We start from the raw sequence: 13,591 nt of genomic DNA, 5'->3' as shown, positions 1-13,591 counted from the left end.
ATTCACCCTCCCCTAAAAAACAATCCCTACCATGTTTTCACCCTCTAAATACAGCCGCCGATTTCACAATAAAAAAGCCGCTATTCAGCGCACCCCCACGCGCAAAATCGTCCTTTTTGAAGTTGCCGGAGAAACCTATGCGATCGCCATTGAACAGGTGCAGCGTGTCCTCACCGAATTTACCACCCAAGGGACTGTCCAAGGGGGCCGTAGCTTAGTGAAACTGGATGCAGATTTGATTACCCTGTTAGATTTATCCCAGCTATTTGTCACCCCCAAGGATTCTCAGGAGGAGCATTCTTATTTAATTGTTTGCACCGTTACCAATGGCGATCGCATTGGTATTCCCCTGCAAGAGTTACCCGCTATTTTAGACGTTCCTGAAGATAAATTTGTAGAAATCCCCGCCTCCTATCGCCAAGGCAAGGACGGTAAAAATGCTGCACCAGCAGCGGTAGAAAAAATTATTACCACCGATGCCGGTACCGTCGCTTTCTATCTGAATTTGGATAAACTCTTGGATTGAGACTTGTTGGAAAAATGACCTCATCAAGTCAGGGTCCGATGATAAATAGCCTCAATTTCGATGAGAAAACTTAGGCTATCTAAATAAACATCGTTCCCGGACTCATATCGATAGGTTTCCCAAACTCCCGGTTCAATTTGACGCCAACAATTCAGTTTGGGTTGAGTGGGATCAACCCAAACATATTCCTCTAAAGTTTCAATTTGGCGATACTGCTCAAATTGAGCGAATCTCTCACCGGAAGAAATAGAGTGAGATATCACATCAATAATCAAACAGGGATATTGAATCACCCCATCCCGTCGGTGGCGGCGATCTAAATCCCGAGGGTCATGGGTGACCATTAAATCAGGATAACAGTAGGCAGATGCGGCTTCAATATAAACCGGCCTCGGATGAAGAGAAACGATCGCATTCGTGCCGCGCAGGTGCTGAATTAAAAGCTGGGAGAGCATTTGGGTAACCCGTTCCTGAGGGGGAGATTGCTCAGATCCGGGAGTCTGATCTGCGGGAAAGGGGTAAGACAGACCGTTCTCCAGTGCTAAATCAGGGAAAGGGAGGGTGTAACTGTTAAGTTGGCGATCGCCCATGCTAACCTCGTGAACCGTTCACCTAATTTTATCATCTACGAGGGGCGATCGGTAGTCATTTGTCATTGGTCATTATGTTCTTGGTTTATGGGGAGGATAAGGGAGATGGGGAGGAGAAGTCCCCTTACAAACGTTCACCGCTCAATGTGTAAGTTCTGTGATGTAAATGCTCCATTTGCAGTTAGCGATTGATATGCTCCTCCCGATCGCGCTCTATAAAGTGAGAATTACTAATGCCGATCGCTCATCAGGCGATGGAGGAGCAGGGGAGCAATATCCGTAATCGGGAGAATATACTGCGCCGCATTTAAGGCGATCGCCTCTCTGGGCATTCCAAATACCACAGAACTGGCCTCATTTTGGGCGATCGTAATCCCCCCCTGTTTGAATAGTTCTAACATCCCATCCGCCCCATCTCGACCCATCCCTGTGAGCAAAATTCCCAATGCTGCACGGCGATAAACCTTCGCCACGGCATTAAACGTCACCGTTACCGAAGGGCGATGTCCCGAAACCGGACCGGCGATCGAATGCAGAAACCGACCGCTATTATCTAACTCTAAATGCTTTTGTTCCGGGGGAAAATAAATAATTCCCGGTTCGGGTCTTTCTCCGGCAGGGGCAATTTTCACCGGCAAATGACATTCTGAACCCAACCAATCCACCAACCCTTTTAAAAACCCCTCACTAATGTGCTGCACACAAATTACGGGCACCGGGAACTTCGCCGGGAGCTGAGATAAAATGGTATGTAAGGCTTGGGGTCCTCCGGTCGAAGCCCCGATCGCCACGATTTTTACCCCGTGAAATGAACCCGCCACCGTCGCCGCATCGGGACTCCCAGGCGTAGCGGGATAACGAGGAGTCGGAGTGTAAGACGATGGAATTTTGACCGTTTGAATCACCGGATCGACCCGCTTCTGTTCTGGGATGAGGAGTTTTTCAGTATTTCTAGGTGGGACAACTCCGGGGGAGGAGCGCAGCATCTCCCGATGTGCTGCATCCCGACGATGCAACGTAAACACAGTCACCCCAGATAACACCTTAATCTTAGAAATCAATTCCTGACGAATCGCCTCAAAATTCCCCATCACCCCCTGACGAGGTTTGGGAAATACATCCACCGCCCCTGCCTTGAGCAGATTAAATACGGTGTGAGTATCCTCCGCTTGTACCGAAGAACTGATCACCAAAATCGGGCAAGGGAACTTTGCCATGACCTCTTTAGTAAACTCCAACCCATCCATTTTTGGCATATGGAGGTCGGTACAAATCACCTGGGGATGAACCTTGGGAATCAACTCCAACCCTTCAATTCCCGTCCCTGCTGTCCCCACAATTTCAATCTCGGGACTTGAGCCCAGTAGGCGCTTAAAAATCATCAACGCTACGGGAGAATCCTCCACTAACATCACTCGAATCGGCTTCTTGTTCATACTTTACTCTGGCTGCTTCTTACCCTTGGACCCATCACCCGACCCGGTTCAGTTAGGTATCGAGAACTCCCTCGATCGCGGGTCTAAATCAGCCGTTTGAGCGTTTCTAATAACACTTCTTGATTGAAACTGCTTTTGGGAATGTAGGAATTGGCCCCGGCTTCCGCACCGCGTCGTTTATCATCATCACTGGCTAGGGAGGTTACCAGAATAATCGGCAATTCAGAATATTCCTGATGCTGACGAATTTTAGTCACTAGCCCTAACCCGTCCAAATTGGGCATTTGGACATCGGAGATCACCGCATCAAAGTCGCGACTTCTGAGCTTATTGTATCCATCCATACCATCCACAGCGGTGACCACTTCATATCCCGCATTTTCCAAAATGCGTTTTTCTTGGGTACGGGTGGCGATCGAGTCTTCCACGAGTAACACTAATAATTTGCGATCGCCCTGGGGCTGTGGTTTCGGGTGGGAAATGGATTTTCCCGGCTTGCGCACGGACTTGAGCAAGTCATGAGGGTTTAACACCATGCACACTTCCCCTGTTCCCAAAATCGTTGCTCCCGCCACATTTCGGACCCGTTTGAGCAATTTGCTTTGAGGTTTGAGCACCACATCTTGCTCATCCACTAAGGCATCCACCAAGAGACCTAAGCGTTCTTCTCCGACTTGCAGAATAATGCAAGGGAGACTGGAATTATTCATGCTTTTTGACGAATTCAGAATCCCTCTCGGGGGCAGTTCCAGCAAATCGGCGAGTTTGACGACCGAAACGGGTTGTCCCTCTAAAATAATCGTTTCCCGTCCTTCTAGGGCAAAAATATCGTTCTCTGGCACCAACCGAGCCAGTTGTACGAACTCCACCGGCAGGGCGTAAGCAATGCCTTCCACCTCGACCAGCAGAACATGAGCGGTGGCGAGGGTCGTCCCCAGAGATAAGCGCAGAGTCGTCCCCACTCCTGGGGTCGAGTCAATATGAATACTGCCTTTGAGCCGTTCGACGTTGGTGCGAACCACATCCAGTCCCACCCCCCGTCCAGACACCTCAGTAACGAAAGTTCGGGTGGAGAATCCCGGGGTGAAAATGAGGCTATGAATTTGGTGAGGGGTCATGGTGGCGAGTTCTTCTTCCCGGCAGATTCCCCGTTTGATGGCGGTTTGTTTGATTTTTTCTACATCGAGTCCGCGCCCATCATCACGGATTTCAATGACGATGTTGTTAGCGGTTTGGTAGCCTTTGAGGACAATGGTAGCTTTGGGGGGTTTGCCGGTTTGTTGCCGATCGCCAGGGGTTTCGATGCCGTGGTCGATCGCATTCCGGATGATATGCATCAAAGGGTCTTTCATTTCTTCCAGGATCCGCTTATCCGCGCGGGTCTCTCCCCCTTCAATCAGCAGTTCTACTTGCTTGCCTTCTTGTTTAGCTAAATCCCGCACCATCCGAGGAAACAGGGTAAAGATGGTGGATAAGGGCAGCAGGCGCAAGGTCCGGATGCCTTCTTCGAGTTCATCGGCAATGGTATCGAGGCGGGCATTATCTTCATAGACTGAATTTCTGAGGCGGTTGACAATTTGCCCGAGGCGTTCGAGTCGCTCTTCGCTGCGATGATGAAAGCTTTGTAATCGGTCTAAGGCTCCATTATGGTTGCCCCGCATGACTTCTTCCAGGGCAAAGCGATTGACAAAGCTATCGCGACTCCATTCTTCCCAGAGGGTGACAATTTCTTCGACTTCTGCGAGGCGATGTGCGATCCGGATTTTGCTGACGGTGAGTTCCCCGGTTTGGGTCATCAGACTATCCAGATTGCGGGTTTCCACCCGAATGGTATCGATTCGGTAGTTGCTACTACCCGCTTGAGCGGGAGTGACGGTGAGGGCGGGTAGGACTGGGGTTTTACTAGGGCTGGACTCGCGACGCCGATCGCCCCCGGGAGGGGCTGTGGTACTGGGGAGGGGTTTAGCCATCTCCGGTATGGGATGCTTGGGAGTTAAATGATGTCCGTTGGCACTGACTGTCGCGGGGTAAGGGGCGGCGATTTCTACGGGGGAGAGGAGCTCTAGTCGTTCGGGGAGGGCTTCCTCTGGGGCTTCTTCCGGGTCGAGGTCGATCGCGTCCTCGGCTTCCTCGAAGGGTTCTGTCCCGGCTGTTTCTATGTCCGCCTCTATGGGCTCTAAGGTTTCTTGGGGACTGTCCCTCTGTTCTGGGGGGAGCTTTTCTCTAGGTGCAGATTTTTGGGGTTCTTGGGGTTCTTGGGGCGCGGATGCTTCAGTCTCGGTGGTGTCCGAGGAAGCGCCCATCAAATAGGCGAGGACGTAAAAGGTATTAACTCCGGCATCTTCGCCAGTGACGGATTGGTGAACGAGTTTGGAGATCGCATCTAGGCCATGATAAAGGCGATCGCACAATTCTGGGCTTAAGGCGGTTTCTTTGCGCTTAACCGTTCCCAGCAAATGTTCCCACTGATGTGCCAGGGTAGCAATATCTTTCACCCCCAACATTCCCGCATCCCCTTTTAGACTATGGGCTTCTCGCATCAATTCTTCAAGTTTCCCCAAGTCGTCCGGCTGCTCTTCTAGGTGCAATAACCCTTCGTTGAGTTTTTGCAGGTGTTCTTCACTGGCTACTTTGAATGTAATTCTGAGTTCTTCATCGTCGATCATCATGGTTTTAGCTCCTCCAAAGTCCGATTTAGGGATTTTCCGGGGACAATTTCCCCTACCTTGAAGATTCCCCTTTTTTAGTCAAATTTCCCGCTGTTCTCCTTGGCCTGCTTCCCGGCGTGATCGACTCTGTTTTAGACGGGTTTAATGCTTTAAATTCTAACCCAAAACGCTCCCTATTTCTTCGGGTTTTCATCAGCTTCTCTGCGGGTTTGGCAAAGTCATCAAGGCCAATCTTTTCCGGGCTTAAATAGGCCATCTTTTTGCTCAACTCATTCCCGGTTTGGTTCCTGAACGGAGGGTGAATGTTACCGTTCCCCCTAGGGTTTCTACCCGGGTTTTCTGGTCACTGAACGGCGGGTTGAGGAGAGACCTCTATTGAGGAGCAGTGAGGAGACAAAACTCGGAGGCGATCGCCTGCTGAATTCCTCAACAGGTGGCTCGATGAACAGTCCCCGATTCAAACCGAAAACCAGACTCCCAGGAGTTTCCCATCCCTGAATCTACAAAAAGTGGGGCTAAATTTCCCAACTTTCTGGCTCTTCTCAAGCCCAACTCTAGGTCTGGGGACTGTCTCGACCTCTGGGCCTCATCGAAACGGCTATGATATTTTGGCTTATTGCAATTTTCGCATAATTTATGGACAAAGGCAAGGGAAAGCACCCCCGATGGATGGCTGATTTCCGCCTGGATAACCAGATTCAGGATAATTGAGCCGCAATTTCCAGATGCCTACCTGACTGATTCCGGTGAACTCTCCCAGGGAGAGAACGGACCCGGGCTGATAAATCCCCTCAAAGCCAAATAGAATGCTCAGACCATTTCTTTGAGGTCGAGGGCGGCTTGATTAAGTTTTTCAGTTCCCATTTTAGCCTGAGAAATGCTGTTAACGGTTTCGCCAGCAATTCTATTCAGGGCATTCATGGCTTCAAAAACTTGCTGAATGGCGATCGCCTGCTGTTGGGCAGTTAATGAAATTTGTTGGGTATTATTAACAATTTCATCAATGGCTTGCACAACCACCTCCACGGTTTTTGTCCCTTCTTCTGTGACCTGAACAGTCAGGGACGTTGCCGATTGAATTTCTTTGACGAGAGAATTAATGCGATCGGCACATCGGCCACTATGGTCCGCCAGTTTACGAATTTCGGTGGCAACCACCCCAAATCCTTTCCCCGCTTCACCAGCCCGCACAGCTTCCACGGAAGCATTGAGCGCTAACATATTAGTTTGATTAGCAATATTGCTGACGTTACCGGCAATTTCATCAATTTGGGACAGTTGGTGGCTAAGTTGTTGGATGCGGTGGGCAATCTGATGGACAGTTTCTTTTAAGCTGGTATTTTGGGGTGCAATCTGGCGATTGCGGGACGGGCTGGTGCTGTAGTTGGAACCCAAACGGTAGGAGGGATGCACCGGCAGTTCATGATGGTTGGAGGAATCCACTAAGTTTAAGACGAGAATCGCGTTAGCTGCAGCGGATTCGGCTTGTTCAGCGGTGGCTTTAGAGGATGCATTCAACTCCTCCATTGAGGTGGTTGTTTGGTTGACGGAAGTGGCTTGGGCGCTGGTGGACGTTTCCTGGTGAGCGAAGGTAGCGGCAAATTCCGTAGATGAGGTTGCCACTTCATGAATGGCACGTTCGATGCGATCGCGGATGCTAGAGGCGAGTTTGGCACCAATGGCGATCGTTACTAAACCCACGATCGCTGTTCCCCATCCGGCAATGGCAAGGGACAAATTTAACGCCTCTTGCGCTTGTACTTGTTTAACCGTCAAAGTCTGTCGTTCTTGTTCAACAAAAGCATTATAAATCGACTCAATCTCCCGGGCGATATTGCTACTTTCATCCGTAGAAAATAAAGCCACAGCTTTTTCCCTTTGACCTGCTTGTGCCAGTTGAAGCATTTGCAAATCAGCTTGTTCGAGTTGATTTCCCAACTGAGTGTAATCCTGAAATCGCTGCTGTTGTACTGGGTCCTCCAATTGAGCAATATTTGGCTCTAAGATCTTAATCACCCGCCGATAGGACTCACGCCCGCTTTCAAATCCTTGGCGATGGCGATCGCTTGCATTCACCAAATATCCTCGGGTTGAGCGTTCCATCCGAATCGCTTGCAGGGTAGCTTCTGCCAAATGATCAATGACCTCGGAAGAAACCCCAATCTGTTCATCGAGTTGCTCGGCTTTTCTAACGGTTGAAACAATCAGGGTAGCTAGTACACTTGACACAAACAATGGGATAATAATGCAAGCGAGAATTCGTCCCCTCAGTTTTAAGCTGTCCAACATAATCAGATGATGACTCCTTAAATTTGACCTCAATCCCCGGATTTAAACCGGGTTTATTGCAGCCCTGAGTGGCTACCTCAATGATGATGAGATTTCCCAGAGGGAGATGCCTAAACTCAGAATCAATCGATTCTGATGATTGACTGTCCCATCGCTTATATTGTTGTTGCCGCTTCGGGCTTATCTTAACCTAGGACTTCCGCCTTGATGCTACAGTTGGGGGCTTTCCCGGCTGGAAAAGCCCCGACACCTTCATTAGACTTCTTGCAGAATACCGGATAGATCCCCCCAACCCCCCTTAAGAAGGGGGGCCTAAGAGAATTGGGCAAGAAGTCTAATATTTATTTCTCTGGCTTCCCCCGTGAAATCAACATTCATTCCGCTGGCTTCCCCCGTGAAATCAACATTCATTCCTCTGGCTTCCCCCTTCTTAAGGGGGACGGGAGGGGGATCTAAGGGGGACGGGAGGGGGAGCAATCCGGATTTTTGGAAGAAGTCTAATAGACTTCTTGCAGAATTCTCAAACTCTCCCCGGAGATCGGGGAACTGGGGGGAGTGTTCCTCAAATCAAAGCCTGAGCAAGTCTGATGCTATCTGGAAAGTGAACCCTAAATGTAGAGGCGATTCGCAAAGGATGGCTCTACATTTAGGGTGGATTCTCAAAATCTGCGTCAGTCCTGGAGCGGTTTATTAAATATAGACCCCTAAATTTCGCGTTGTAACTTGAGGGCGACGTGATTGAGTTGTTGAATGCTGATTTTAGTTTGGGCAATCCCGCTGGCGGTTTCTTGGGCACTTTGAGTTAGACTGCTCATGGCATCCAAGGTTTGTTGGATCGCCAGGGCTTGTTGTTTGGCACTCAAGGAAATTTGTTGGGCGTTGACGGCGATATGATTGACCGCAGAAACCACGCTTTCTACGCTGCGAGTTCCGTCTCTGGTGACCATCACGGCTGAATTGGTCGCCCGTTCAATATCGGTTACGAGGTCGCTAATCTTCTCAGCGGATTGTTTGCTGCGATCGGCCAGTTTACGAATTTCCGAGGCGACGACGCCAAAGCCTTTGCCTTGCTCTCCGGCCCGGACTGCTTCTACGGCAGCATTCAGGGCTAACATATTGGTTTGATTGGCGATATCGCTGACTAATCCAGCAATTTTGTCGATCTGGTTGACTTGCTCACTCAGATGCAAAATTTGATTGGCAATTTGTTCAACTTGAATGGTGGTAGCTTCGGCGCGTTCGGAGGACTCCTGAGAGGAGAGGCCCAGTTGTTCCATTGTGGTACAGGTTTCATGAACTGCACTGGCTTGTTGGTTGGCAACGCGCTCTTGTTGTTCGGTCATTGCGGCGATTTCCGTGGAGGAGGAGGCGATGGTGTTGGTGGTGTCGCTGAGGGTGTCAGTAATCCGACTGGCGATCGCCCATCCTAATCCCCAAGCCACGATCGCCGTGATGCCGGTACTCAGTAACACGACAACACTCAATAAATTTAGGACGTTATTGGTGCGATCGCTTTTTTCCTTCTGAAGCTCATCTTCCCGGTCGTTCAACTCCTGTAGGAGCGCTTCTAGTTCCCGATTCAATTGTTCTCGTTCCGGGGATACATAAGCTTTGATCGCGTCTTGAACTTGGTTTTTTTGGACTAAATTAATCAGATTTTTATTCAAGTCAAGGGTTCTTTTAGTCAGTTCTAAAATTCGCTCTAATCTAACTTTTTGTTCGGGGTCTTGTACATGACTTTGTAAAAAAGTGATCGAGTGCTGTAGATGTTCTAGGTCAGTTTCAATGGCTTTAGGAATAATTTCTTCCCGATCAATAATATAGCCTCTTGCAGATCGTTGGATGGACATTAAACGTAAAGCCAGACGGTCAGACTCTCGGACTATCGCTGCCCCCTCTTCTGAGTTTTTGACTTCCTGCTGAACTTGCTTGCTACTGAAAAAAACTACCCCAGCGGAAGTGAGGGAAAATATTAAAGGGATGGAATACCCTAATAAAATTCTGGCTTTTAACTTTAAATTAAATAACATTGAAAATCCTCTCGTGCTATTTTTAAAGCGTGTTAGATGTTAATTCAAAACTTAATCCGTTGTTTGGTTGTTATCCCTAAATAGCAATTTTAATGGAAATGAGGTGCCTCCATTCAGTCTGTAACCCTGACTTTCTCCTAAACCAGGGATTTTAAGTTTTGTTAAGCAGACCCGTTACCCGCAAACTGCTATAAACTGCCGGAACCTTCAACAATTAGTAGAAGTTTTCCCCGAATTTGAACGAACTAACTCCCGAGATCAAAAAATCGGATTTACTGTCTTGACACTTCTGATTTTATCACGCTTTTCAAAAACTGATAAGGGGATTTGCAGCTATTGAAGGCTTATAAAACGACTGGGGGTTAAAATGATGGATGAGGAGTTGAGAATAAGAAAGAACGAGGATTTTGAGGGGAGCCAATTGTAGTAACAGGACCCGGAAGACAAAAAAACAGGCAAAAGATCGAGGAAAAACTCGAACCTTTTGCCTGCTTGGAATTCATCGATTATTTAGAATTTCCGTTGCTATTAGCGGCGGCGGCTAAGAGGCGATCGGTAATTTTATCAGGGACTTCTTGGAGATGATCGAACTTCCAGCGGAAGAACCCGACACCCATTGTCAGCGATCGCAACTCCACAATCAAATCCTGCATTTCTGCTTGGGGTAAATAGGCCAAGACCTTATCCCATGATTTCCAGTTTTCGAGGGGTTCATAGCCTAAAATTTGGCCCCGTCGTCCGCTGATCAGTTGCATCATATTCGAGGTAAAGTCCGTCGGTGCACAAATCTCTACGGAGGCGATCGGCTCCAGCAAGGTGGGTTCACATTGGGCTAACCCCTCTTGCATTGCCAACCGGGCCGCCTGTTTAAAGGACTGTTCTGAACTATCCACGGAGTGATAGGACCCATCGGTGAGGGTAACGGCAATATCGACCACCGGGAATCCCAAGGGTCCTTGATTCAGGTACTCACGCACCCCCATTTCTACGCCAGGAATATACTGTTTGGGCACGACGCCGCCGACGATTTTATCGTTGAAGCTATACCCTTCCCCCCGAGGCAGGGGCTTGATTTCCAGGTAAACATCCCCAAATTGCCCGTGACCCCCACTTTGGTGCTTGTAGCGACCATGTACTCGGGGCGCTGCTTTGCGAATGGTTTCCTTGTAGGGGACATGGGGAACTTGGGTCACCATCGGCAGGTTGTACTTCCGCCGCAAGCGATCCAAGGTAACTTTGATGTGAATTTCCCCTTGACCCCAGAGGATAATCTCGTGGGTATCGGGATTTTGTTCCCAGGCGAGGGCGGGGTCTTCTTCCAGGAGTTTGGTCAAGGCGGCGCTGATTTTCACTTCGTCGCTGCGCCGTTCCGGGGCGATCGCCAGGGCAAAAACTGGGGGCAGTTGTTCCGCTTTGGGTAATTCCGATTTAAGCTTGCCTTCCCCGGTGGTGAGGGTATCTCCCGTCTGAATCCCTTCCATGCGCGACAGGGCTACAATATCGCCCTCAACGGCCTTCTGAATGGTTTCGGTTTGCTGTCCCTTCATCCGATACATTCCCCCAATCCGGACACCGTTGAGGGTCATACTATCGGTGATTTCACCTTTCCACACTCGCACGAGGGACAGCTTGCCTCCTTGGGGGGTGTAGTAAGTTTTAATGACTTGGGCTAAGGGTGCGCCAGCATGAAGGGGGATGCCCCGGCGATCGGCGGTAGTGGCGGGTTCTGGCGCTTCCCGAATTAGGGCATCCAGCAAGGGTCTGACGCCATAATCTGAATCGGCAAGGCCCATAAAAACAGGAACGATTAAATCAGCCCCTAATTCCATTTTGAGGTTAGCGATGATTTCATCTTGGGAGGGTTCGATTTCTTCGAGGAGTTCTTCAAGAAGGTGATCGTCAAAGTTAGCCAATTCTTCTAACATTTCTTGACGCGCTTCATGTTCTTCTTGTTTGAGTTCCTCGGGGATAGGGACGGGTTCGGGGTCGCTGCCACCGTGGTAGTGATAGGCTTGTTCGGTGACGAGATCGATAAACCCAACGGGGTCTGAGCCTTTGAGGATGGGATATTGATGGGGGACTAAGGGCCGGGTAGAGACGGCTTTGAGGGCGTGGAGAACGTCCATAAAGCTATCTTTGGCGCGGTCCATTTTGTTGACAAAGACGAGGTGGGGGATTTCCCAGTCATCTAAGAACTTAAATAAGGGGGCTAAGGTGAGGACTCGGCTGACTTCGGGTTCGCAAACGACGACGGCAGCACCCGCGCCTTTGAGGGCGTTGTAGGTTTCTTGGATAAATTCTACGGACCCGGGGCAGTCTAAGAAGGTGAAGCGGACATCATGGTATTCGGTGGTGGCGGAGGATACCTCAACACTCATTTGGCGATCGCGGGCTTCGGTGGAACTATCGCTAACGGTTGTACCTTCTTTGACGTTCCCTTTCCTAGTAATTGCACCCGTTACAAACAACAGGCTTTCGAGTAAGGTGGTTTTTCCACTCAGATATGGGCCGACAATAGCGACGTTTCGCACGCCAGAGACAACTTTTTCGGTCATGATTCACTCCCGTGAGTTAGTTAGTAAAGATTAAAAAAATTTAAGCGTGCCAAGAGGATGGTCTATTTAAAGTAAAATCCTTATCCTGACTCTATTGGAAAGACGGCAATCAACATCAGCACTTCTCGTATGGGTCTTGATGTATTTTAGAGTACCGTATTTTTGGACCCAGGAATTACCGATTGAAGGACTTATTTTTCTAAGGTTAATCCTTTGTTTTGACTGTTAAGAAGTGTCATCCGTTGAAAATTTTTGTGCCGGTGACGGTTGGGTGCAAGGGGCGATCGCCGGGGTTCCAATGTCGATCCCGTAACCGGGAAAACTGAGTTTTTGGCTCGGATTTGGGACGGATTAGCCTAGATTCTGTGAAGAATCCCGGCTTGGTGATCTTTTAAGTTAATCGGGAATCCGCTTCAGTGGAACTTGTGGCGTGTGATTGGGGCGGTTTAAGAACTCTCGTGTATCGTTGCCCATAAATTTTGACGGATCACCTTCTGACGGACTCTAGTCAGAGGCAGGGATTTTAGGGTAAAACCAGGTTAAACCACATCGACTCGCAACCAGGAGGGGCGATGCAATTACAACGGAACAAATGGTCAGGAATCGTGGGCGTGACGCTGGGGATTTGGATGCTGCCGTTGCTGTGGATGTCATGGGATGGGATGCCCGGGATGCGCGCTGCCGCCCAGGGGAATTCCCAAGCAGCCCTGGATTGGGTCAACCGGGGACTGGGGTCGATTCAAGCGGGTAAGGTATCTGAGGCGATCGCCGCGTTTCGGCAAGCGGCTCAACTAGACCCGACCCTAGCTGTAGCCCATTATAATCTGGGCTTGGCTCTACGGCAATCTGGAGAATTACAAGGGGCGGCGGATTCGTTTTACCAAGCGACTCAAGCCGATCCTAGCTTTACCTTGGCTTTTGCCAATTTGGGGGCAGCCCTGATTGAGGGGAATAATCTCGATCGCGCCCGGGATTATTTACAACGGGCGATCGCCTTGGATCCTCAAATGGGCTTGGCTCATTATAATTTGGGTCTGGTCCTGGAGAAACAGCAGTTATGGGATGCGGCAGCGGCTTCGTTTCAACAGGCGATGCAGTATAGTCCAACGACCCCCGAACCCCCCTATCATCTGGGATTGGTCTATCTCGAACAAGGGCAACTGGAGGCGGCTAAATCGGCGTTTAACCGGGCTGTCGGGATTACTCCGACTCATGCTGCGGCTCATTATCATCTGGGGTTTATTGCGTACAATCAAGGGGATTTGAATGGAGCTTTAGATTCATTTCGGCGGGCGGCTGAAGGGAATGCCAATTATGCCAATGCCTATTATGGGGCGGGGTTGGTTTTTATGCGTCAGGGGAATTTTACCGAGGCTCAACGGGTGTTGGAATATGCCCGAGACCTTTATACTTTGGAGGGCAATGCGGAACGGGCGATGAATGCGGAACGACTGTTAGAGCGATCGCGCAATCCCTAATCCCTGGGTTCGGTGATG

8 protein-coding genes are annotated in these 13,591 nt (G+C 49.6%); 2 read left to right on the top strand and 6 right to left on the bottom strand.

Going from position 1 to position 13,591, the window contains the following annotated elements:
- Window positions 1–31 precede the first annotated feature (31 nt).
- Entirely contained in the window at window positions 32–526 is a 495-nt protein-coding gene (locus tag NG796_RS08470) for a chemotaxis protein CheW (protein ID WP_261205463.1), read from the top strand.
- Window positions 527–549: 23 nt separating this feature from the next.
- On the opposite strand, the gene NG796_RS08465 is transcribed toward NG796_RS08470, so the two are convergent.
- The 6 genes from NG796_RS08465 to NG796_RS08440 all read right to left on the bottom strand — a co-directional run bounded on the left by NG796_RS08465 (window position 550) and on the right by NG796_RS08440 (window position 12,095).
- A complete protein-coding gene (locus NG796_RS08465) occupies window positions 550–1,116 on the bottom strand; it encodes a Uma2 family endonuclease (RefSeq protein WP_261205462.1) in 567 nt (188 codons plus the stop codon).
- 230 nt (window positions 1,117–1,346) lie between these two features.
- Entirely contained in the window at window positions 1,347–2,552 is a 1,206-nt protein-coding gene (cheB, locus tag NG796_RS08460; RefSeq protein ID WP_261205461.1) for a chemotaxis-specific protein-glutamate methyltransferase CheB, read from the bottom strand.
- A gap of 83 nt (window positions 2,553–2,635) precedes the next feature.
- On the bottom strand, window positions 2,636–5,221 hold the full coding sequence (locus NG796_RS08455; protein ID WP_411268793.1) for a response regulator: 2,586 nt from the start codon (window positions 5,219–5,221) through the stop codon (window positions 2,636–2,638).
- Window positions 5,222–6,031: 810 nt separating this feature from the next.
- Window positions 6,032–7,510: a methyl-accepting chemotaxis protein gene (locus NG796_RS08450; protein WP_261205460.1), complete on the bottom strand. Its 1,479-nt coding sequence runs from the start codon at window positions 7,508–7,510 to the stop codon at window positions 6,032–6,034.
- 704 nt (window positions 7,511–8,214) lie between these two features.
- Window positions 8,215–9,540: a methyl-accepting chemotaxis protein gene (locus tag NG796_RS08445; RefSeq protein ID WP_261205459.1), complete on the bottom strand. Its 1,326-nt coding sequence runs from the start codon at window positions 9,538–9,540 to the stop codon at window positions 8,215–8,217.
- Between the two features lie 506 nt (window positions 9,541–10,046).
- The gene (locus NG796_RS08440; protein ID WP_261205458.1) at window positions 10,047–12,095 is read right to left on the bottom strand and encodes an elongation factor G; all 2,049 of its coding nucleotides are present in this window, start codon (window positions 12,093–12,095) and stop codon (window positions 10,047–10,049) included.
- 572 nt (window positions 12,096–12,667) lie between these two features.
- Here NG796_RS08440 and NG796_RS08435 point away from each other — a divergent pair.
- Complete coding sequence (locus NG796_RS08435; RefSeq protein ID WP_261205457.1) at window positions 12,668–13,573, top strand: tetratricopeptide repeat protein; 906 nt, start codon at window positions 12,668–12,670, stop codon at window positions 13,571–13,573.
- Window positions 13,574–13,591 lie beyond the last annotated feature (18 nt).

Origin of the sequence: Laspinema sp. D2d, assembly GCF_025370755.1 — a bacterium.
GTDB lineage: Bacteria > Cyanobacteriota > Cyanobacteriia > Cyanobacteriales > Laspinemataceae > Laspinema.
The sequence above is the reverse complement of the archived record's forward strand: the minus strand, read 5'-3'. Positions and strand labels throughout refer to the sequence as shown.